A 22911-nucleotide genomic window follows, 5' to 3' on the forward strand; every position below is an offset into this window, starting at 1 on the left:
CTGTTACATCATTCCGAAGAAAGAATCCGTATAATGAAAAACGTTGTAGAAAGGAACGGTGTTATGCGATTTTTAAAAAATGAATTTATATGGATTGCGCTTATTTTAATCGGACTCTTTTTATCAAGTGCGACGCCTTACTCGGACCAGTCTATCGTTTCGCCACTCGAGCGATTCAATTGGAGCTGGATCGAACCAACGCTAGCGAACGTGCAGTTCGACTATGCAGGAAAGGAAATCTCGCTCGATACGTTGGGGACGACAGGATTGATTGAGTTCTTTATGCGGAAGACGGCACATGTCGTCACGTTCCTCGTTCTCGGTGCATTATTCGTGAAGGCCATCTCGCGAACGAATCTTCATGCGGGACTGAACTTACTCTTCGCCTGGGCACTTGCGAACACGGTGGCGATTTTTGATGAGTATCATCAGAGTTTGACTCCTGAACGGACCGCGCTGTTAGAAGATGTCCTTTTGGATAGTACAGGTGCTGCCGCAGGTGTCATCTTATTCGGTGGGTTGTTATTACTTCGTTCGAAACGGAAAAATAGCAAACGGACCGGTTATGTTGCCTTAAGGTAGTCAAAAAAATGAATGGGTTACTATGTGAAAAGCGCTTTCTTGAAGTGCTTTTTTTCTTTTTAAAACTATTTTGTGACAACGAACCAAACAAAATATTGTCTATACCCACGTTTTTTAAAGGATAAAACCTAAATTAGGTCAATGTCATACGAATGAAATATAAGTGTAAAATAACTTTTGGTTTAGATTGCTATAATGAGTCACAGAGCGAACGAAATGTCGCGACTTATCTTATAAAAAATAATTGCACGACTATAGATAAAAACTACACGGGAATCAGCGGAGGGAAGCACATTGGGTAACTTGAAGAAATTTGCAGCAACAGTCACTCTAGGCGCACTCTTGATCGGCGGAACGTCACCGACTTATGCAGCCTCACTTACAGAGAAGCAGAAGAAAGTACAAGAACAACGACAAAAGAATAGCAGTGAACAGTCGAAAGCAAACTCTTCGATTCAATCACGTGAGCAAGCCATCAGCAAAGAGCAACAAGAGATCAACAAGTTAGATGCTGAACTCCAAGACGTCATCAACGATGTCGCTCAGAAAAAAGCTGAGATTCGTGCAACTGAAGAAAAGATTAAAAAGCTTCAAGCACAAATTAAAAAGTACGAAGCGAAAATGAAAGCACAAGAAGATCTTATGAAAGATCGTATGGCGACGATGCAAAAGAACGGTGGCTCGTCAGTCAACTGGGCTGAGTTCATCTTCGGTTCTAAAGACTTCGGTGATTTGATCACACGCATGATCACAGCTGGTACGATCCAAGAGAACGACCAACAAATCTTCGAAGAATACGAAGCAACGAAAGAAAAACTCGCGAAAGCGCAAGCTGATTTGAAAGCAGAGCGCGATTCACTCGTGAAGCAAAAAGAAGAACTTGAAAAACGTCAGAAAGAGCTCGATCAAAAAATGAAAGAGCGCGCTGCGAAAATCAAGAAACTTGAAGCTGAAAAAGTGAAGTTCGAATCGAAACTCATGAGCCTTCAAGAGATGGAAGATACGCTCAAAGCTCAAGAACAAGCGATTCAATCAGAAATCGAAGCGCAACGTCGTGCTGAAGAAGAAGCACGTCGTGCAGCGGCAGCAGCTGCGGCGGCGAAAAAGCAACAAGGTTCAAGCTCGAATAGCGGTTCAAGTGCTTCAACAGCACCGGTAGCGTCTGCACCAGCAAGCGGTGGCATGTTCCAACGTCCAGCAAGCGGTCGCCTCTCACAAGGGTGGGGTCCAGCAAGCGGTGCGAACGGCTACTCGTTCCACAACGGTCTTGATATCGCAGGTCCAGTCGGTACACCGATCTATGCAGCACAAACAGGTACGGTCCTCCGTGCAGGTTGGGGTGGCGCATACGGAAACCATGTTATGATTGCACACGTGATCAACGGGCAAGTATGGACGACAGTATACGCTCACATGAGCTCGGTATCAGTTTCTGCGGGTCAACGCGTGTCACAAGGACAAAACCTTGGCGGCATGGGTAGCACAGGGAACTCGACAGGTTCACACCTTCACTTCGAGATTCACCGTGGCGGCTATTCGTACTCTTCATCGAGCGCGGGAAGCACAGTTAACCCAGCATCATTCTTCTAAACACAAAGACAGTGATCGACGAACGCGTCGATCACTTTTTTGTTGCCCTATAGACGATGAACGTCAAAAGGGAGGCACCGATGACACTGAGCCATAGCGTTTCGAAGTTTGGGTCATCGAGCATGCTCCGGCCTCCAAGGAACACCATATAGCCGAGTATCGCGAGCGTGACAAGTGTCAAAGCGGTCAATCGGATCTGTCGGGGGATACGGAGCCACCAACCGAATAATCTGTTCATGAAAAATCGCCTCCTCTATTAGTATAGGGGAGGCGATGTGTTTCATCTAGCGAGTCGGACCCAAGCAGAGTCCATGATTTGTCGGTAACCGACTTCCCGATAGATTTTGTTCGATGTCGGGTTCGTCAAGTCGGTATAGAGGACACAGAACGATTTCGTCTCAAGTAATTGGCGGCTAAGGTCTGCAACGAGACTTCGCGCGTAACCTCTACCACGTGCATCAGGTGATGTGTAGACAAATGAAACGGTGATTCCGTTCTCAGTTGGACGTGCGCGTTTCGCACACGAGACGACCTGTCCGTCGACTTCCCAAAAGACAGCCTCTTCCCTGTCGAGCATCGTCTGTACAGCCTTCGTCACCTTCTCTGGTGGAGATGATCGGAGACCTGATTCGGCTTCGAAGGCACTATACCAAGCTTCGAGCTGTGCCTGGTCGGCCTTCGTCGCTTCTCGCATGTGGCCTTTTGCCATGTCGATGTCTTCCACGCTGTCGAGGCGATAAAGACCTTGGGACATGAACATCTCACTCGACCCAGACGTCAACTCCTGCCATACTTTCCCGAAACGTTCCGCTTGCTGTCGTTCCGAGACGACTTCCGCGAAGGGGACTGCTTCTTTCAAAAGGTGGGGGATGATGAAAGACGGGAGAAGGTCCGAGCGCTCCGTCTTCACGACGATATAGTGAAGTGGATGCGGTGGTGTCACTTGGAGGATGGCGAGAAGCTCCCCGTCCTCTTCGACTGTGAACTGATGAAACGTTTCATAGATTCCTTGTTTGACGTTATTCAAGACGCCAATCATGAGGCTATTCTTTGCCTCCTCGTCGAGTAATGCCGTCATGACGCGGTCTGAGAAGTGATCAGGGTCTTTCCATTCAATCCATTCCATATGGTTCTCTCCTTTATTATATGTAGACAAAAACGGACAAACCTGATGGCTTGCCCGTTTATGAGTCGTTCATTATGCGATATCTTCTTGTTTCGACGACGTGTTGTCGAGAAGTTTTGTGTTGTGTTTGAAGTAATGAATGATTTTCGCGATGGCACCGTCACCCGTGACGTTTGTTGCTGTCCCGAAGCTATCTTGTGCCAAGTAGAGCGCGATGACCAAGCTTTGCATCGTCGCGTCGAACCCGAGGATCGAGCCGAACAATCCGAGCGATGCCATGACGGCCCCGCCTGGTACACCTGGTGCTGCAATCATCGTCACACCGAGTGCGAGGATGAATGGAAGCATGATTGCGTAGGATAACGCCATGCCATTCAAGTACATGAGCGCGACACCGACCGATGTGAGTGTGATCGTCGACCCTGACAAGTGGATCGTTGCCGAGAGCGGGATGACGAAGTTCGCGACACCTTCGTCCGTGTTGTTCAACTTCGCTTGGCGAAGCGTGACTGGAATCGTCGCGGCCGATGATTGCGTCCCGATGGCTGTGAAGTAAGCCGGCATCATCGTCTTGAGCAACTTGAACGGATTCTCTTTGTTAAGACCACCTGCGATTGAATATTGAATCATGAGCATCGTCAAATGAAGGACGATGATTGTGACGAAGACGAGCGAGAAGACCGATAGGATCTCAGCGACTTGACCAGCGTACGTCATGTTCATGAAAATTCCGGCGATGTGGATTGGAAGTAATGGAATAATGACTTTACTGATTAAGAGTTCGATGATATCGCGGAAATCCATGGCGAGGTCGAGTGACCGTTTGCTTTCGATCGCGGCAATCCCGATTCCGATGACGAAAGCTAAGATAAGTGCGGTCATGACACCGAATACAGGTAAAATCTCAAATTCCATGAACCCTTTCAACAAGGCTTCTTCTGGATTTTCGGCTCCTGTCGTCGACCGTGTCAAAATTTGCGGGAACAAGTTGCTTGTTGCAAAGTATGCTAATGTTCCGGCGATGATGGTTGATGCGTAAGCGATGAGTGCTGTGAGTCCGACCAGCTTTCCTGCTCCTTTTCCAAGTTCCCCGATACCCGGGATGATAAAAGCAAGAATAATCAATGGAATAGCGAAGCCTAAGAACTGCCCGAAGACCGTGTTGAACGTCACGAACGTCCGAACAATCCAGTTCTGACTTTCTGGTACGATGCTCCCGAGTAAAATACCGAAAGCGATCGCGATGATGATGCGACCTAAGAGGCCAATACGTAATTTCAAATCAATCACCCTTTCTGTTTGTTTGAATAGTTGATATTTTCGCACATTTTACGGAATGTTGCCACCTTCTCTTACAATTTTTCTAAAGAAAGACGTTTGACAACTGTTTAGAAGGGTATTAGAAAATGTTGTACATATCAAGGGAAGGGGCTTCTCCTTTTCCTAATATAAAAACGATGTTATGATTAATTCTGACAGACGTAAAGGAGGGGTGCGCGTGCAGTTACAACGAACAACGATTCACATTGCGGGTCAAGACTATACGATCGTAAGCGAAGAACCCGCTGACCACGTGAGGGAAGTAGGCTTTTTGGTCGACAGTAAGATCCGCGAAATTCGTGAACAATCCCCTCATCTAGATGCTCGTCAGGCAGCGGTCTTGGCTGCGATTCAAATCGCGAGCGACCACGTCAAAACTAAACGAAATATGGGAGAATAAATCAATCCATGGTTACGCTACTTATACTGTTTTTCTTGTTTATCGGAATCGTCAACGGCTTCCGTCGTGGCGCGATTCTACAGCTCGGCCATTGGGTCGCGCTCATCATCAGTTTTCTCGTCGCCAATACGTACTATAAAGAGTTAGCCGAAGCGTTCAAGCTGTGGATCCCGTATCCGTCTCAGCTCGACGGGACGCTCCCAGGTGGCGTGTTGGACCTCAACTCCCTTTCAGGGATTGAGATGACATTTTATAACGTCTTTTGGTTCGTCGTCTTGTTCCTCATCACGAAACTCGTCTTGCATCTCATCTTGGCGATGCTCGACTTCTTGACGGACTTGCCAATTTTGCGCCAATTAAAAGGTGTGATCGGAGCTGTCCTCGGATTCTTCGAGGCATATGTCATCACATTCTTCATCCTTTGGGTGATCGCGTTCGTGCCGATGGCGAGCGTTCAAAACGCCGTCGACAAATCGTCGCTAGCGACATATATCATTCAAGACACGCCATATCTATCGGATTGGTTTTCAAATAAGATGTTGTGACACGACAGGCCGGAATGCAAGCTAGTGCTTGTGTCTCGGTCTTTTCTGTGTGAAGAGGGGGAAGCATATGAATAAAGTAGAAGCGATAATGTTGCTCGAAAAAATCGCGCAATATATGGAGATCAAAGGGGAGAACCCGTTTAAAATCAATGCGTTCCGCAAGGCGGCGACAGCGCTAGAGAACACGGACCTTGAACTCGAGGACATCGACGACTTGACGTCCATCTCAGGAATCGGGAAAGGGACGGCTGCAGTCCTTGAAGAGTATCGAGACACAGGACGCAGTGAAGTACTTGAAGCACTGCAAGAAGAGATTCCGTTCGGTTTGATGAAGCTCTTGAAAATTCAAGGGCTCGGCGGGAAGAAACTTGCTAAACTCCGTGAAATCGGTGTCGTCGACTTGGAGTCGCTCATCCGTGTACTCGAAGACGGGACGGCTGCATCACTACCCGGTTTCGGGGCGAAGAGTGTGGAGAAATTACTCGCCGCCGCGAAGAACCTCGAATCACGTCCAGAACGATTGGCTTATGCAGTCATGCGACCAATCGTTGAAGAAATCAATGAGGTGTTAGAGAAGGAGACACTCGTCTTGCGTCATTCGGTCGGAGGAAGCTTCCGCCGTGCCGAAGAGACGTGTAAAGACCTTGACTTCATCATCGCGACCGAGGAGCCGATTGAGCTACGTGAGAAGCTGCTCGCTTTGCCGTTCATCAACGAAGTGATTGCGGCAGGCGAGACGAAAGTCTCGCTCGTCCTCGAACGTGAAGAGATGGTATCGGTCGATTTCCGTATGGTCGAGCCAGGCGCGTTCGCTGCGACGCTTCACCATTTCACGGGCTCGAAAGACCACAACGTCCGCATGCGTCAACTCGCGAAAGCAAAAGGAGAGTCCATTTCCGAATATGGGGTCGAGACAGCAGACGGATTGTGGCAACCAAAAACAGAAGAAGAATTGTTCGAACGGTACGGTCTCCCATTCATCCCGCCTGAACTTCGGGAGGGGCATGCAGAGTTCGAGCACGACTTATCGAAGCTCGTCACGCTCGAAGACATCAAGGCTGACGCGCACATGCACACGGTCTGGTCGGACGGGAAGTTGACCGTCGACGAAATTGTCGTGGCGATGAAAGATCGCGGCTATGAATGGATGGCCATCACCGACCACGGGAAGTATTTGACGTTCGTCAATGGCTTGACCGAGGAACGGCTCGAAGCACAAGGGGAAGAAATCCGCGAGGCCGCGAAGACACATGATATGAACGTGTTACGAGGCGTTGAGATGGACATCCGTCCTGACGGGACGCTCGACTATGAACCCGAGTTTCTAGAGACGCTCGATTACGTCGTCGCCTCCATCCATTCGAAGATGGACCAATCGGTCGACGAGATCATGGCTCGTCTCGAGAACGCCTGTCGTTCTCCGTACGTCAACGTGATCGCCCATCCGACGGGTCGACTCATCGGTCGTCGGGACGGCTATCCAATCGACGAGGACAAGTTGATCGCGCTCGCGAAAGAAACAGGGACGGCGCTCGAGTTGAACGCCAACCCGAACCGCCTCGACCTGACAGCTTCCACGCTCAAGAAGGCGAAGGCAGCGGGCGTCAAAGTGATGATCAACACGGACACGCACCACCCAGATATGATGGAAGACATGGCCCTCGGTGTGTTGCACGCACGGAAAGCCTATCTCGAACCATCAGATATTATCAACTGCTTCACGTTTGAAGACGCCAAGGCGTTCTTTGCGGCGAAGCGATAGAAAGGAACATGCTAGATGGACCACGCGTTACGCGTATTAGAATATGAAAAATTGCGCCAACAGCTTGCCGGTCACGCGGCGAGCTCGCTCGGAAAAGATTTGGCGCTGAAGATGCAACCTGACTACTCATACGACCGGGTGCTCTCGAATTTGAACGTGACGAAAGAGGCGACCGAGGTCGTTCGTCTCCGTGACCGTCTGCCGCTCGGTGGGCTTACGGATGTCCGTGCGGAAGTGAAACGGGCCGCAATCGGCTCGGTCCTCTCGACGAGCGAATTGCTCGCCGTCGCTGCCGTCATGTATGGCGGACGCCAAGTGAAGAACTTCTTCGAGAAGCTTCACGAGGATAACGAAGAGATTCGCATTCCACGTCTTGACGAGTATGCGGACAAGTTGACGAAGCTCATCGAGGTCGAACAGGCGATTCGTCATGCGATTGACGACCAAGGGACTGTCCAAGATTCCGCGAGTCCACAACTCCGTGGACTTCGGACACAGCTCCGGAGCTTTGAAGGGAGTGTCCGGTCACGTATCGACAACATCCTCCGCAACAATGCGAAGATGCTCTCGGACGCCATCGTCACAATCCGGAACGATCGCTATGTTGTACCGGTCAAACAAGAGTACCGTCAAGCGTTCGGTGGAATCGTCCATGACCAGTCGGCTTCTGGTCAGACACTCTTCATTGAGCCGCAGGCCATCGTCTCCATCAATAACGAGATTCAAGAAGTTCGTCTGAAAGAACGTGCTGAAATCGAACGGATTTTAAGTGCTCTCTCGAACGAGGTCGGTGGGGTCCATGATGCCATCATGACGAACCTCGAGGTGTTGGCCGAACTCGACTTTATCTTTGCGAAAGTCGCATACGGACAAGAGATGAAAGCGACCGAGCCAAAGTTGAACGACAATCGAGAAATCAAGTTGAAACAGGCACGTCATCCGTTCATCCCGAAAGATGAGGTCGTACCGATCACAGTCGAGCTCGGAGAAGACTACACGTCACTCGTCATCACCGGACCAAACACCGGCGGGAAAACCGTCACGTTGAAAACGATTGGACTCCTTCAATTGATGGTGCAATCAGGTCTCTACGTGCCGGCAGAGTTCGGGACAGAGCTTTCCGTGTTTGACGCGGTCTATGCCGATATCGGGGATGAGCAATCGATTGAACAGAGTCTCTCGACGTTCAGCTCGCATATGACAAACATCGTCGGCATGCTCGACAAAATCGACTTCATGTCACTCGTCCTCTTCGATGAGCTCGGTGCCGGGACGGATCCACAAGAAGGGGCTGCCCTTGCCATCGCCATCTTAGATGAAGTGAAACGCCGCGGGGCACGTGTCGCTGCGACGACACACTACTCGGAACTAAAGGCATACGCTTATAACCGCGAAGGTGTCATGAACGCCTCGATGGAGTTTGATATCGAATCGCTCAGCCCGACGTACCGTCTTTTGATTGGCGTACCGGGTCGCTCGAACGCCTTCGAGATCAGTCGTCGTCTCGGACTGTCTGAGCAAGTCATCGACAAGGCACGTAGCCACGTCGGTAGTGATGCAGAATCAGTCGAATCGATGATCAATAAGCTTGAAGCAGCGAAACAACGCGCCGAGCAGCTCGAGCAAGAGCTCATCGTCAAGCGCCATGACTTTGAAGAAGAGCAGGCCGAATTCGAAGCGAAGATGACCGAATTTGAGCGCGAACGCGACAACTTGTATAGAGCGGCCGAGGCGAAAGCCGAGAAGGCCGTCGAACAGGCGAAGCGTCAAGCGAACGAAGTCATCGACCGCTTGAAGAAGCTACGTGAGCAAGGAATCGTCAAAGAGCACGAGATTATCGCGGCGAAGAAAGAGCTCGAATCGGCAAAACCGACGCTTCAAGAGAAAAAGATTCAAAAAGTGAAACAAAAAGCCCAGCAGAAACGTACGTTCAGTAAGGGCGAAGAAGTGAAAGTGACGACGTTCAATCAAAAAGGCTACATCGTGAAACAAATCAACGACAATGAGTATAACGTCCAAGTTGGCATCATGAAAGTGAACGTCAAAGCGGACGACCTTCAGAAGATCGGTCCATCGAAAGAGAAGTCGCTTCAGTCGAAAGGCAGCTCGCTTAAACGTCAGAGCTCGACGAAGTCCGAGCTCGACCTCCGTGGCGTTCGTGTCGAAGAGGGACTCATGCGTCTAGACAAGTATATCGATGAAGCACTCGTGTCGGGCTATGATAACGTCCGCATCATCCACGGATTAGGTACCGGAGCGATGCGTCAGGCGACACAAGAATTTTTAAAAGGACATCGTCACGTGAAGAGCCAGCGCCCAGGAGGAATGGGTGAAGGTGGACTCGGTGTCACGGTCGTCGAACTGAAGTAAGGGGAGTCGGGAATGGGTACGATTACGTTTGCCGTTATGCTGGAGTCATTCGGCCTCTATTCGATGGCGGGACTGATGATTGTCGTCGGTCTTGCCATCTTCGAGGTGACAACGCCGTACAGCAACTGGCGTGAGATTCAAAAAGGAAATATTGCCGTCGCCTTGGCGACAGGCGGGAAGATTGTCGGTCTCGCCAACATCTTCCGGGTCGTCGAGAGCCATCATGATAGCACAATCGACATCTTCGTCGGGGGTGGTTTTGGATTCATTTTGCTCCTCGCGACATACTGGTTGTTTGAATTTTTGACACCGACACTGAAGGTGAACGATGAGATTCAACAAGGGAATATCGCCGTCGGGTTGTTGGCATTCTTGCTGTCGATTGGGGTCTCCCTCGTCGTCGGCGCGGCATTGGTGAGGTGAAGACATGGTATACGAACGATTGGCAAAGATTTTGTTCATCGGGGCCGGGCTGTTCTTAGTGGCAGCGGCACTATGGTATATCTTTTATTGAGGGAAGAGGGAGAATCCGTTTGGATGCTCCCTTTTTTTGATTTCAGGGACCTTGAATATAAAATATATGGGTGAAAGGAAATTTTTTTACAATTCGTGTGAGGAAATCGATATACTAAAACTAGATTATGGAACGAGATACATAAGAAGGTTGAGGTGTAGGTCATGGCGAACGGGTCAGAAGTGTTTGAAGTCTTGATGACGAATGCAGTGAAATTGCCTGGAGTGAAAGTAGATCGAAAAGAATTTTTAGCCCAAAGTTTCAGTAAGTACGTGCCAGCGACTCAGTTGGCAGAGGTTGTCGAAAAGGGACCGCTTGAAGCAAAGGTCCCTCTTTCAGTCATCAAAAAAGTAGCGAAGCGAAATATTACCAATCAGACGATGAAAAGTTCGAGTGCATCGTTTGCAGCCGGTCTACCTGGAGGCATCGGTCTCGCCGCAACGATTCCGGCCGATACGGCGCAATTCTTCGGTTTCGCCCTCCGTTTAGCGCAAGAAATCGGGTATTTATATGGGTACGATGACTTTTGGGAAGATGGAGAATTAGATGTCGAACGGGTGAATGGAGAATTAATTCTCTTTTTAGGTGTCATGTTCGGAGTGGGCGGTGCGACGGCTACCATCAAGGCATTGTCCGCACAATTATCGAAAGAAGCTTTGAAAAAAATCCCGAACAAAGCGCTGATGAAAACAGTGTACTATCCAATCATCAAGAAAATGTCGGCGATGATCGGGGTGAAGATGACGAAAGATACGTTCGCCAAAGGGATCTCAAAGATGATCCCACTCGCAGGTGGTGTCATCTCAGGAGGGATCACGTACTCATCGATGACGAAGATGGGCAATCGTCTCATGCATGCACTTGAAGAAGGAGTCAACATGACGGAAGCGGAGTTTATTGAAAGTGTGGAAACAGTCAAGCGTGAAAATCTTGAAATCATCGAAGCAGAATTTGTAGAAATTGATGAGGGATCACGTAATGACGGGGGAGTCATATAAGGAGATATCGTATGTTCTAGGAGGGGATTATTCATGAATCTAGACTTACACTACTTGATGTCGACCGAGCGCTACGTACTCGACATGGAATCGTTTCAGATGAAGAATGAGGCGTATTACCCGTTAGAGTGGACATTTTATGGAGCGGCGAATCCGACGATGCTCCTCACATGGGACGCTAATCGCGACCTCATCCGAGTTCGCTTCGAACAGTACGCCGTCTTTTTAGGGACACAAGAAGAGCACGGAATGAAAGAAGACGGGTTATGGAACGAGCATCCGATTGTAAAACTGTCCGCATCACGCCTGATGTCATTCGCCAGTGAACGGATGGCTATTCATCCGGTGAACCGTAACCGTGGCGCGCTCGCGCATTATGTCATCCGTACGATCGAGCAGGAGTTTCATGTGTTGGCGTATGAAGACCCGACCGTAGAAAACCTAGGAAAAGTCGGGGACACAGGAGTACGTGTTGAAATCGTGAAAGAAGCCGAATGAAAAACAACGTCGCCTCGACTCCGGGGCGACGTTGTTTCGTTTACGGCACGTCAATTTTGACGGTATACACTTTCGGCATGGCGCCGCTTGACGCATACAAGATGAGCGTCTTCGCTTTCTCGGGAACAAGGAAGACTAAATCAATTTCGGATTTCTCGCCTGGTGTATAAATGAATCCACCACGGAATGCTTTCTTGTTATGGTTGACCATGTCGACCGGACTGTATTCTGTGCCATCTGGCGTGTACATGCGGAAACCGTTTGGACGATAATCCATCGTGCCCTCATACTGATCTGGTTCATTGTACAACGAGATCGGTAGGCTGACGAATCGTTTGCCATCTTCCGGTTTGGTCCCATCCGGAGAGGCGTAAACAGGTTCACCCACTTGGAATTCACGTTTCTTCATTTGTGGATCCCCAATAAACGTTTGGAACGTACCGAGGTTCATGATTTTTTGAAGATCATCTTCTTTCGGTGTGGTGGCTTTGGCTTCTTTCGGCTTATCTGCTTTTAAATCAGCTTGTTTCGCACCCGTCGTCTGTGCGGTCGGGGCTGGTGTCGCTTTCGCTTCTTCCGTGACCGGCTTGACTTCTGGTGATGTGAAGACGAACAAGCTGATGATTCCAACGACGAGTGCCGTCGCCGTCGTCCCGAGGACGAAGCGGAATCGTTTCTCGACTTGTTTTTGGTTGACGACATGCCCACCAATCGCTTCAGCCGGCGTGATGCGCACCGCACGTTCAGCAGGAAGGAGTGCACCTAAGATACCTGTTACGACCGGGATGAAGATGGTCGCAAACAAGAACGGTAGCTCTGACGTCGGGAACTGTTGATACATGATCGTGACGATGATGATGGTGAACGTCACACCGAGTAATCCGGCGAAGAATCCGGTCAATGCACCTTCCGTCAAGACGAGACGACGGATGGACGTGTTCTGCCAACCGAGCGCTTTCAAGACGGCGAGTTGTGGCTTTCGTTCGGATACGTTTTGCCACATGATTTCGGTCGTCGTGAGCATCGCAATCAGTAGGGCGACACCCATAGCGACGTAGTGCATCGTCCCGACTTCAAGTGCCACGAACTCCCCAATCCACGTCGTATACAAGACACCTTGGAGGCGGAACGTGACGAACAAGAAGAAGCCGAACAGACTCGTCGGTAAAGCGATGGCGAGAATCGACAACAACGTCCGTGGCCAATACGTCACGAGTTGGTTCAAGCTCATGCCGATGCTCGAGCGAGAGCGGCCGAGACGTCGGCCTTTTGAGACTTCACCAGACTGCATCGTTTCATATGGCTTGATGCGACGGACGAGTCGAATCGGGATGAGTGTCCCGAGCCAGTAAATCAAGAGACCGGCTAGCCCGATCAATAAGATACGGGTAATCGAAGTCGAGCCCGCCGCCGTCCAAAGGAACGTTCCGAGAATCATCCACGAGATGAGCGCGACCATCGACCCGAGGATTGTGGCTTCTAAGAATAACAGTTTCGACAGCTGACTCGGCCGCCAACCGAGTGACAAGAGGATGGCGAACTCTTTCTTCCGTGCGTACAACATGATGATGTTCGAGCTGAACACGTACAGCATCGCGACGAGGATGACACTCGCGACGACACCGGAGAAGCCGAGTTTCGCTTCTTGGAAAATCGTGATCGATGAACCGATTTTAATCCATGGCTGCTGAATCCAACCGAGCGAACTTTCTCCTTTTAAACCAGGGAGATAGGTGACGGCGTATTGTGGAGACGAACCGAGCGTGACATCGGTGATGAGACCGGTCTTATCCTCGATCTCCTTGGCGACTGCTTGGAGCTTCGCTTCACTTTCTTCGTTCAAGACGTCCACGCCCTTTACGTTGACGCGAATGGCCGAGATGGCCTTGTCACCGGCGATGGCGAACGCCGCATCGAGTGTCGTCAACATTGACGGTGGCTTCGTCAAGAAGCTATATGGGTTATTCGTCGGTTTGACGGTCGTCGGTGGGTTGACCGGCTCGTCTTTCGAGTTCATGACCCATTCGGCGCTTGCCGGGAAATACGTCTCCATCGGAAGTTCCGTCAACGGGTCTTTCGACAGCTTCAGTTTCGATGGGTCGAATAAGCCGATGTAGTTATATTTCACTTTCGGCACTTCGTTGAGGTCTTCTGCGTATAAATTGGACTTACGATACATACTTTCTTGCCCATACTTCACTTGACCCTCAGCGAGGAACGGTTTGATTTGATACGAATATGGCCACCGTTTCGGGAACGGGCTCGTCACGCCTTCATAGACAAGAGGTGACGCCTTCTCGGAAAGCCAAGTGTATTCCACGGTGAGACGAGGATCTTGTGGCTGTGATTTTCCTTCTAAAATATGTTTCGTGATGTTGTCGTGCATTTGTTGTGCTGTAAAGTCGTATGAGGCAACCTCTGTACCTTTCAGGCTATCGAGGTATTCCTCTTTTCCGTTCTCTAAATACGTATTGATGAATTTTTCTGCGTCGCTCGTATCGGCATCGACTTCTTCGATGGTGTAGTTGATTGAGGCATCGACGTAGTCTTTTGTACTCATCAAAATTGGAATCGTCGTGATGTCTTCGTCGTAAGGCTCTGGGACATCCTCTTCATTGAAGTAACGACTGAACTCTGTCGCTTGTACGGCATCGTCTAACCCGACGAGTTTCGCTTCGGCAACCGGGTCAATCCCGGCGAGCATGACATCACTTCCGTAACTGAGTGGGAATTCTTCATATAGGGCGGTCGGGCCGATGCCGATGTGAGTGGAATCACCGTTTGGCATCCAGCCGACCCAAAAGTAGGCTTTCAAGTCTTGGAAGTCATTGATTTTTTCAATGCCTGTATCGATGAGTGTGTTCATCTTAAGGCGATAGAGACCCGCTTTATCAAAAGTGTGCGTTTGCGTGAACGAGCTCGAATAAGTCGACCCAATCATCGCGATTGGAGCTGCGACATCGATGTCGGCAATCTGTTGGATTGTTTCGTACTGTTCGCGCGTGATCCCGCCTTCAAGCCCGCTCATATAGTTCGGCTCGAGCAAGTTCAAGCCCTCGGTCACGCTTCGGCTGCCTTCCGGACGGACGACAATGTGATAAGACGAATCCCAACGTTTTTGCAGCTCGTTGACGACCGTCCCGTTATTCGCCTGGGTCACGCCGAGAAGATAGCTGAGCCCGGTACTGACGATGAGCATCCCGACCATGAGCAGGATGAATCGTTCCTTATTCCGCCACCATGAATTCCAAATGAACTTAAGCATGATGGACGTCGCTCATGGCGACGACCTGCCCGTCGCGCATCTCGATTTTTCGGTTGGCTTGGTCGGCGAGTTCCGGGTCATGGGTGACGAAGAGGACGCCACATCCGTTCTCACGATTCAAGCGGATCAATAGGTCAAAGATGACGTCACCCGTATGTGTATCGAGGTTCCCCGTCGGCTCATCGGCAAGGAGCCATTTCGGACGGTGGATGAGGGCGCGGGCGACGGCAACGCGCTGTTGCTGACCGCCGGACAGTTGGGATGGTAACGAATCGACCTTGTCAGCGAGACCGACCTCTTTCAACAGTTCGAGCGCACGTTCGTGGACGTCGTAATCGACTTTTCGTCCGAAGAGTGGGGACATGACGTTCTCAAGCGCCGTCAACGTCGGGATGAGGTGGAACTGTTGGAAGATGAAACCGATGTTCTCGAATCGGAAGTCCGCGAGTTGTTTCGCAGAGAGCGTCGAGATTGGTTCGTCGTTGAAGAGCAAGGTACCCTCGGTCGGACGGTCGAGTGTACCGATCAGACTGAGGAGCGTCGACTTTCCAGACCCAGATGGTCCGATAATGGAGATGAAATCCCCGTGTTCGAAGCGGAGGTTAATGTCCTGTAAGGCGACCGTTTTGACGTCACCCGTATCAAATCGTTTTGTTAAGTGTTCGCATGTGAAGTGATAGGCCATATCGTGAAATCTCTCCTTTAACTAATATTTAGTGAAAATATGTAAGGGTACGTAATATTCTGACTATTTTAGATTATAGGAAAAAGATTCCAATGTATAGCTGTATTTTTTTCAAATGGGGAACGGGTATAGAAGAGTGAGGAGGAGAGAAGATGAAATCATTCGAAATTGAATTCCATTTAATCAACGAAGAAGTGCTGACGTATATGGTGGAAGCCGATACACGATATGAGGCATTGGAGTCGATTTTCCAATCGTTTCGGCATGCGAGCGATGGATTCGTACAATTTGAGGACGAGTTGATTGTGATGTTGGATCATGTGGCGTATGTGAAGGCGTTTGAGGTGGTGGAGTAGGAGGTATCGAAAGTGAAATATAATAAGCTGGTGCGTGATCGAGTGCCTGAATTAATTCAGGCAGAGGGGAAACGAGTGATCGTTAAACACTTGAATCAAGCTGAGAAGTTTGAAAATGCTAGATTGAAACTATACGAAGAGTTGAAAGAGTATGAAGATGCCAATATTGACGAAGAATGTTTGGAAGAATTGGTTGATATTTTAGAACTAGCGTATGCTCTTGGTAAGATGCACGGTGCCTCATTCGAAGAAATGGAATCGATTCGAGCAAAGAAACGTGAGCAAAAGGGCGGATTTGAGAAAGGTCTGTTTTTGGAAGAGGTATTGGATTAATAAAAATCGCCTACAAATGAGTGAGAATTTGTAGGCAATTTTTATTAATTAAATGGAAGTTCATTGATTAAATCTTCGGTATTGAATTCTTTTTGTTCATATTTAAGCATTAAATCTAAGTAAGCATTTTGCGCCGACTCAGGGTCGGTTAAGAACATTTCTAACTCTTGATAAAGAGCATCTAATCCGCCAGCAGCGTATTCCTCGATAATATCATAGTTCTCGAGTGTCACATCTGACTCATCCTCAGAATCATTTTCGATTGAAAAACGTTCAAATGTATTTTCTAAATGCATGATCAATTTCATGAATTGCAAATCTTGTTCTGAAAAAATGCCAAGTAAAATTTCAGGACCGGGTTTTACTTTTTTTCTTCGTTCATTGCTATAACCGAACAATAATGCTGCCATGAAAGCATCTTTATAGGTTTCAAAAAGTTGAGCGTCTTCTTTTAACGCTGTATACATATGATCTTGTGTACTATCTCGACGCACGGAACGCTTTGCCATTACATTACCTCCATAATTTCCGTATATTCCCCAGTGCCTTCATTTGTATGATTGAGTAATTTATATGATTTTCCAATCCGATGATTAATGGCTTCATCCACTTCTCCACGCCATTGTGAAGTAGATACAATCACAACAATTTGATCTGATAATTTTGGTAAATTTATTGCAACGCGAGAACGATGGTCTGCATCGAGTGCTCCAAACGGAGAATCCATTACAAGTGGAAAAATATTTCCGAGTTTTAAATCTTCATCTAACGCGTGACCTTTTTCTCTGTCTTTGTACTCCCTAGTTAAATCTACTATAGCACCGATGAAAGCAAGACTTGTAATCTGTGATTCTCCCTGAGATAAACCAATACTTCCTCCGTTTACATCTGAAACGAGAAGTTCGTAATTATCAGTAAGTGAGATTGGATAGTCTTTTCGTAATAACTGAGAATAGGTTAGTTTGATTTTTTCTTCTAATTCGGTTTTTACTTGGGATTCTCTGAGCTTTAAAAGCCCAATCAAAGTGTTTTTCACTTTCGTAGCAGACTCTAGAGCAAGTTGAAGTTTTAATTGTCTTTCTTCTGCTTTAGTCAGTTTACTGACCTCTTTATTTAATAACTCTTCTTCTTTTGAAATTTCCTCAATTGATCGAAGTAAACTTTCTATAGCAGCCTCTGCTTTAACGATTGCAGTTCGAATCGAGGATTCTCTCTCGATTAAATTGGATGAATTTTCGATATTGCGTGAACTTGCTTTCATACGTTCCTCAATTTCTCGTAACTCGTCTTCCAATCCTCTAAGGTTTTCTCTCAATTCTTCACGTTCACTAACGAGTCGTCTCATTTCTGTGTAAAAATGGGTTCTAGCAACTTCCCAACCACTTAAGCGGAAATAAAGTTGATCCATTTCATTTTTTGAACTCGATAAATTTAAGACCTCTTGCTGAACTTTTTCTAATGATGCAATTGATGTTGTCTCAAGTTCTTGTCCACACAAACATTTCCCTTTCGACACTAAAGAAGGAATCAAATCAGGATGAATCAATTTTTCAATTGAATCCTGGTCATTTGTAGATGCAATGCGCTGGAATCTTTTCATTGGTAAGGTTGAAAAAGCTAAGTGACTTGAGCGGGAAAGTAGGATTCTCAACTCATTTAATTTCTCATCAAATGCATTTTTCGTTTCTTTAATTGACTCAACTAAGTGATCACGTGTGACTTGAAAGGTTCTCGTTTCTTCACCGTTACGTAAAGCATTTTCAATACTTTTCAATTCACTTTGGGCAGCCGAAAGTTCTTGTCTTGTTTCAGTAAGTTGCTGTTTCTTCTTTATTTTTTCATCTTCAAGTTGATTTATGCGCAAGTACTTGTCGCTCAATTCACTTTTTACATTTTTAGATACTTCGTCGCGAAGTTTAATTATAGTTTTACTTAAATGTTCAATAGAGTTATCGAATAACTCCAATCCCATCATTCTCTTAATGGAATCACGAATTTCCGAATAAGCTTCTTTCTTTCCTAAATGGTCCATTCGTTCACCGTCAAAGAAGAAGAACGTATGCAATTTATACGGTAAAATGCGATTAATTTCGAATGAGATATCTCTAATTTTAGTAGATTGATTTGTAGCTACATTCCGTTTAGTCAATTCAACTTTTTGATTGATTGTTTTATTCTTTGGCAAATTAAGAATATTGTGCTCAGAATCAAACTTCGCGTATAACATACGACGTAGTTCGTATTCATAATCGTTATGTTCAAATTTAATTTGTACCGCTGTGATTAAGTCATTTTTATTGTTTGTATTTTCTTGAACAGCTTTATTATTAAAAATAGACTCAGGATTCGGTAATTTAAGTTCTCGTCCATAAAATCCCCAAATCAAAGCTGTAAGTAATGCTGTTTTACCGCTTCCATTTTCACCGTGGATGACAGTAACATTTTTGCTTGATCCGTGTGCAAATTCAATCGTATTCTGCCCATAATATTGACGGAAGTTTTCAATGATTACTTGCTTGAGAATCATGTCAGATAAACTCCTTTTTGATTAATTTAGAAAATTCATCAGGTAATTGCGCAGCAGTGAATGAACCTTCTTTATCTAAATAATCTTTTTCTAAGCGAATGATATTTTGTAGAATTTGTTGTTCTGTTTCGGATAACTCGCTTAACAGTGCATACACATCATTTTCGCTGTTTGAATGGTTTTGACTCATCATGTTCACCTCTCAATTGGTTATAGATCGACTAGATTAAATGCCTCTTTTATAGGATTTAAAACTTGTAGTGCTTGGTAATGATTTTCAGATATTGATGCGAACTCATTTACCCTTTTTAACTCATTCATCAATAACCGGCGTTCAATATTAAATTCTTTGTCAGTTAGTAAATCAATTTCTGTCAAAGGACGTGGAATGACAATGTAATCATGAATATACGCATATTCTTTTCCAGGATGTTTACGTAAAATTCGTCCACGACGTTGAATGAACTCTTTTGGATTGGTTGTGCTAGCCAAAATATAAGCAGTCTCAGCAGAAGGAACATCTACTCCTTCATCTAGACATCGGATAGCAACAAGCGCTTGAATCGCGTTCTCTGAAAACTCCTTTAACAGAATCTGTCGAAGTTCTTTCGATTCAGTTGAGGTAAAAGTTTTCGCTGATATGTTCAAATCTTCGTTTAAAAATTGTGTAATATGATCTACATGACGTTGGTCCTCTATAGAATGGTCTCCGCAATACACTATAGTGTGGTCAAGAGTTTCTTGCATACTCAGTTGTTTCTTTAACAAAATATCTTTTTGCTTAGCTGAATTAATTAATCGAGCGCGCTTAATTAACAACATTTCAAGTAGCCCAGTAGTACTTCCGGTCGATTCAATTGATTGTTGGTCAGATAGATTAACTAATTTTGAAATTTTATTCGTAAGCTCATGATAAATTTCCAGTTCATCTTCTGTAAGGGAGACTAGGTGTGGGTAGTAATAATACTTTGTTAAAAACCCTTTTTTAATCGCTTCTTCCAAAGTAAACTTATATATTGACCCACCAAAATAATTTAATAACTGTTCAGTTCCGCTACCATCATGGTGTCGAATTGGAGTTGCACTAAGTGCTAATCGATTTTTAAAAGCTGTAGGAAGCGATTGAAGCGATTGCTTTGTACCTAAATTATGCGCCTCATCGGCAACAATCATTCCGCCATCCGTAATTCGATTAAGTTGAGCTTGAAAATGAACATTTTTAAATGTGCTATTCGTAGTAATTACACATATAAAATTTTGTATTTTAAAATTATATTGAGTGATTTTTCCAGATAGAATTGATGTCCATTGAGATTTTGAACCATAGCATAGAACTGGATTCATCCCAAAGGATTCAGCATCCTTCGCCCATTGATCTACTAAATGTTGATAAGGACATAAAATGATGATTGCTAACCGATTCGTTTCTTCATGCCGTTTTGTTATGGCTGTGAGAGCGGTTAATGTTTTTCCAGTACCCGTAGCCATCTCTAGTAAACCGCGGTAGTCGTTTTCAGACCACTTTTGTATAGCTTCCAATTGATAGTCTCGTGGAGTGAACCATTTTGGTAAAGAAGGGAATAGAATTCTTGAATCCATATAATAGCTCCTTTATCATATATAGGAGTAGGTAAAACCTACCATATACCCTTATTATAGATATAATAAAGAATATAGTTAATAAAAAAGTTATCAAGGTGATTGAAAGGAATGAATAACATGGAATACTTTTTCTCATTTCTAAAACCAATTAATCCAAAAGCGGAAGAGTTGGCCCAGATTGTAGAAGATAAATATTATTCTAAAGAAACAGACTTTGCTCTTCTAAATGCCAGAAAAATGATTGAAGCAATCGTGAATGAATGGCTAGAAGTAAGTGGTTTGCAAAATACATACAACTTAAATGATAACATTCGTTTGTTACAGTCTGAAGAAATCATCGACCGCGAATTGGCTTCGGATCTTCATTACGTTCGAAGAAACGGAAACAGTGCTGCACATGAATTGTTCACTAAAGAGGCGCATGAAATTCTACCGAAAATCTGGTCGAGTTTATACAACATTGTTGAGTCTTATGTCCTTAGTTATGAAAACCCACCATCTATACCTAGATACGCTCCACCGACTCATCCAGCTGAAAAGAACAGTGATCGAGGGCATGATGATATCTTAAAAATCTTGGAAGCGCAACTAGAAGAAAAATTAAAAGCACTCAGTTCTGCTTCAACAAAAGAAGATCCTATTGAAAAAAGAATCGTGGGAGAGAAAAAAGAAACAAATAAGCTATTTGATTTTTTACCTCAAATTGAAACAGATGGCGAAAGCTATTTGTATAACCTGATGTCAAGATTAAATGAATCTTCAAAAGAGGCGGTTGAAAGTGCAGAACTCCCATTGAGTTCATTAAAGCAGTATTTACACGTAGAACGCCCGATCGAAAAGAAATTAATTCAGATGCTTCAGCAACCTGCCCAAAAACGATTAACGCTATTAATTGGTAGTGTAGGGGATGGAAAATCGCATATTCTTTCACATCTTCAATCGGCAGAACCTGAACTGATGAATCGATATAAAAATAAAATTTGGAATGATGCGACAGAAAGTCTTTCTCCTCGTAAGACTGCAATGGAGACTTTACTTGAAAAATTAATTCCATTTTCCGATCAGCACCTGAATGAAGGTTCGGAAGAGTTTGTACTGGCGATCAACTTAGGGGTATTACATAAATTTTTATATGACTTCGTGAGTTCATTCGATAATCATTACACGTTCAATTCATTGATTTCATATATTGAGCAATCAGGTATTTTTGAGAATGAGATCTCCCAAGCAACGCAACATGATCATTTTTCCATGGTCAGTTTCTCAGATTATCCAATGTATGAACTTACTAAAGGCGGCGTAGAATCGAATTTCTTAATGGGTATTTTATCAAAAATGTTCGATCAAAATGAAGAAAACCCATTTTATTTGGCCTATCAAGAAGATGTAAAGAGAGGGATCGATTCGATTATCCATCGCAATTTTTTACTTATGGGTAATCAACAAGTGAAACGCAACTTCGTAAACATCATCGCAAGTTCTCTTTTAAAAGAAAAAGCAGTTTTATCTATGCGCCAATTTTTTAACTTAATATACGAAATTATGATTCCAGGAAATTGGACAAATATCAGTAAACAAAAAATTGTACTTGAGACGTTACTTATACATGGCCTTCATCAAAAAATATTTACAGCTCAGAATGACTCACCTATATCAATCATGCTAAGAAATGAAGATCCGGTTGCTTCTCGTTCCAAAGAGATAGATGAAATCATTCTTCAAATCAATTTAGAGTCAGATGTGAGTGGATTTATCTCTAGATTTGACGAATTGACTCGTCAAACATATGAACTTGATCTATTAGATCGTGAATTGGTTAACGAGTACACACAATCATTACTAAGACTACTCTATTTGTCTAACCCGAGAGAAATGAATATTACACAGACAACGATTGAATCATTCTCAAAATATCTATTTGCTTATTACACTGGTCAAAAATATGAACTTAAAACTCTCTACGAGAAATTTGAGAATGCACTTATGTTATGGTTTGGATTTAAAAAAGATCAAAAAAATTATTTGTTTGATTCGAATGCAAAAATTTCAAAGCGTTATCGTATAGCAAAACCAGTTAGTTTTACATTGGATCCAATCAGTATGGCGATAAAAAATGAAGAGCAAGTGGTTCAATTTAGAAACTCCTTATTCATTCAATTTGTAGTGGGTGAGCGCAAACAAAGAATTAAGCTAGAAATCGATTATAAGATGTTCAGTTTAATTTCAAAAATAGATAAAGGATATCAACCTTCTAAGATTGATTTCGACGATGCCATTCGATTCAGTGAATTCGCAAATGCGATTCGTACACATAATACAAATAACGAAGAAGTGTTGATTTATGTTGTCCAAACTGGAGAAACCTTCGTTTTAAAACAAGAAGCAGATCCATTTAGTAATGAAGAAAAAATCGTATTTAGTAAAATGTAAGTTGTGAA

21 protein-coding genes are annotated in these 22911 nt (G+C 45.3%); 12 read left to right on the plus strand and 9 right to left on the minus strand.

All coding sequences use genetic code 11. The features are described 5' to 3' along the window. Positions 1 to 63: 63 nt before the first annotated feature. Both KNO78_RS00735 and KNO78_RS00740 read left to right on the plus strand, forming a co-directional pair. On the plus strand, positions 64 to 582 hold the full coding sequence (locus KNO78_RS00735; protein WP_214691190.1) for a VanZ family protein: 519 nt from the start codon (positions 64 to 66) through the stop codon (positions 580 to 582). Between the two features lie 294 nt (positions 583 to 876). Beyond that, positions 877 to 2172: a murein hydrolase activator EnvC family protein gene (locus tag KNO78_RS00740; RefSeq protein WP_196430379.1), complete on the plus strand. Its 1296-nt coding sequence runs from the start codon at positions 877 to 879 to the stop codon at positions 2170 to 2172. Between the two features lie 31 nt (positions 2173 to 2203). Here the strand turns inward: KNO78_RS00740 and KNO78_RS00745 are convergent, their stop codons facing one another. The 3 genes from KNO78_RS00745 to KNO78_RS00755 form a co-directional block, all read right to left on the minus strand. After that, positions 2204 to 2410 carry a hypothetical protein gene (locus KNO78_RS00745; protein WP_214684821.1) on the minus strand — a complete coding sequence of 69 codons (207 nt, stop codon included), beginning with the start codon at positions 2408 to 2410 and terminating at the stop codon, positions 2204 to 2206. Positions 2411 to 2452: 42 nt separating this feature from the next. Further along, entirely contained in the window at positions 2453 to 3298 is an 846-nt protein-coding gene (locus KNO78_RS00750) for a GNAT family N-acetyltransferase (protein WP_214691189.1), read from the minus strand. Positions 3299 to 3370: 72 nt separating this feature from the next. Next, positions 3371 to 4579, minus strand: coding sequence for a dicarboxylate/amino acid:cation symporter (locus KNO78_RS00755; RefSeq protein ID WP_251125223.1), 1209 nt, complete (start codon positions 4577 to 4579; stop codon positions 3371 to 3373). 217 nt (positions 4580 to 4796) lie between these two features. On the opposite strand from KNO78_RS00755, the gene zapA reads away from it, so the two are divergent. The 7 genes from zapA (at position 4797) to KNO78_RS00790 (ending at position 11705) form a co-directional block, all read left to right on the plus strand. Then, positions 4797 to 5018 carry a cell division protein ZapA gene (gene zapA, locus KNO78_RS00760; protein ID WP_015881047.1) on the plus strand — a complete coding sequence of 74 codons (222 nt, stop codon included), beginning with the start codon at positions 4797 to 4799 and terminating at the stop codon, positions 5016 to 5018. Between the two features lie 8 nt (positions 5019 to 5026). Next, complete coding sequence (locus KNO78_RS00765) at positions 5027 to 5563, plus strand: CvpA family protein (protein WP_031421319.1); 537 nt, start codon at positions 5027 to 5029, stop codon at positions 5561 to 5563. A gap of 67 nt (positions 5564 to 5630) precedes the next feature. Then, positions 5631 to 7325 carry a DNA polymerase/3'-5' exonuclease PolX gene (polX, locus tag KNO78_RS00770; RefSeq protein ID WP_214691187.1) on the plus strand — a complete coding sequence of 565 codons (1695 nt, stop codon included), beginning with the start codon at positions 5631 to 5633 and terminating at the stop codon, positions 7323 to 7325. Between the two features lie 15 nt (positions 7326 to 7340). Further along, complete coding sequence (locus KNO78_RS00775; RefSeq protein ID WP_214691186.1) at positions 7341 to 9695, plus strand: endonuclease MutS2; 2355 nt, start codon at positions 7341 to 7343, stop codon at positions 9693 to 9695. Positions 9696 to 9707: 12 nt separating this feature from the next. Beyond that, entirely contained in the window at positions 9708 to 10118 is a 411-nt protein-coding gene (locus KNO78_RS00780) for a DUF350 domain-containing protein (protein WP_031421322.1), read from the plus strand. A gap of 255 nt (positions 10119 to 10373) precedes the next feature. Next, positions 10374 to 11207, plus strand: a complete 834-nt coding sequence (locus tag KNO78_RS00785) for an EcsC family protein (protein WP_214691185.1) — start codon at positions 10374 to 10376, stop codon at positions 11205 to 11207. 33 nt (positions 11208 to 11240) lie between these two features. Next, positions 11241 to 11705: a hypothetical protein gene (locus tag KNO78_RS00790; protein ID WP_214691184.1), complete on the plus strand. Its 465-nt coding sequence runs from the start codon at positions 11241 to 11243 to the stop codon at positions 11703 to 11705. 40 nt (positions 11706 to 11745) lie between these two features. Here KNO78_RS00790 and KNO78_RS00795 read toward each other — a convergent pair whose 3' ends face one another. Together KNO78_RS00795 and KNO78_RS00800 are read right to left on the minus strand one after the other, a co-directional pair. Beyond that, positions 11746 to 14970 carry an FtsX-like permease family protein gene (locus KNO78_RS00795; protein WP_214691183.1) on the minus strand — a complete coding sequence of 1075 codons (3225 nt, stop codon included), beginning with the start codon at positions 14968 to 14970 and terminating at the stop codon, positions 11746 to 11748. Then, positions 14963 to 15655 (minus strand): ABC transporter ATP-binding protein, encoded by a 693-nt coding sequence (locus tag KNO78_RS00800; RefSeq protein WP_074037586.1) that lies wholly within the window; start codon positions 15653 to 15655, stop codon positions 14963 to 14965. Before KNO78_RS00800 ends, KNO78_RS00795 begins: the two co-directional genes overlap by 8 nt. Before the next feature lie 152 nt (positions 15656 to 15807). On the opposite strand from KNO78_RS00800, the gene KNO78_RS00805 reads away from it, so the two are divergent. Together KNO78_RS00805 and KNO78_RS00810 are read left to right on the plus strand one after the other, a co-directional pair. Next, the gene (locus KNO78_RS00805; protein ID WP_214691182.1) at positions 15808 to 16011 is read left to right on the plus strand and encodes a hypothetical protein; all 204 of its coding nucleotides are present in this window, start codon (positions 15808 to 15810) and stop codon (positions 16009 to 16011) included. 12 nt (positions 16012 to 16023) lie between these two features. Further along, positions 16024 to 16344: a nucleoside triphosphate pyrophosphohydrolase gene (locus tag KNO78_RS00810; protein WP_214691181.1), complete on the plus strand. Its 321-nt coding sequence runs from the start codon at positions 16024 to 16026 to the stop codon at positions 16342 to 16344. Positions 16345 to 16388: 44 nt separating this feature from the next. Here the strand turns inward: KNO78_RS00810 and KNO78_RS00815 are convergent, their stop codons facing one another. The 4 genes from KNO78_RS00815 to KNO78_RS00830 are packed head-to-tail and all read right to left on the minus strand — an operon-like array spanning position 16389 to position 20470. Further along, positions 16389 to 16853: a hypothetical protein gene (locus tag KNO78_RS00815; protein WP_015881057.1), complete on the minus strand. Its 465-nt coding sequence runs from the start codon at positions 16851 to 16853 to the stop codon at positions 16389 to 16391. After that, the gene (locus KNO78_RS00820; protein WP_214691180.1) at positions 16853 to 18871 is read right to left on the minus strand and encodes an AAA family ATPase; all 2019 of its coding nucleotides are present in this window, start codon (positions 18869 to 18871) and stop codon (positions 16853 to 16855) included. The genes KNO78_RS00815 and KNO78_RS00820 overlap by 1 nt, the downstream gene beginning before the upstream one ends. A 1-nt stretch (position 18872) precedes the next feature. Then, the gene (locus KNO78_RS00825) at positions 18873 to 19061 is read right to left on the minus strand and encodes a hypothetical protein (protein WP_041917995.1); all 189 of its coding nucleotides are present in this window, start codon (positions 19059 to 19061) and stop codon (positions 18873 to 18875) included. A gap of 20 nt (positions 19062 to 19081) precedes the next feature. Beyond that, the gene (locus KNO78_RS00830) at positions 19082 to 20470 is read right to left on the minus strand and encodes a DNA phosphorothioation system restriction enzyme (protein ID WP_214691179.1); all 1389 of its coding nucleotides are present in this window, start codon (positions 20468 to 20470) and stop codon (positions 19082 to 19084) included. A 111-nt stretch (positions 20471 to 20581) separates the two neighbouring features. Here KNO78_RS00830 and dptF point away from each other — a divergent pair, with 111 nt between their 5' ends. Further along, a complete protein-coding gene (dptF, locus tag KNO78_RS00835; protein WP_214691178.1) occupies positions 20582 to 22903 on the plus strand; it encodes a DNA phosphorothioation-dependent restriction protein DptF in 2322 nt (773 codons plus the stop codon). The last annotated feature ends 8 nt before the right edge of the window (positions 22904 to 22911 follow it).

It is taken from the genome of Exiguobacterium sp. s132, assembly GCF_018617235.1.
GTDB classification, from domain to species: Bacteria; Bacillota; Bacilli; order Exiguobacteriales; family Exiguobacteriaceae; genus Exiguobacterium; species Exiguobacterium profundum.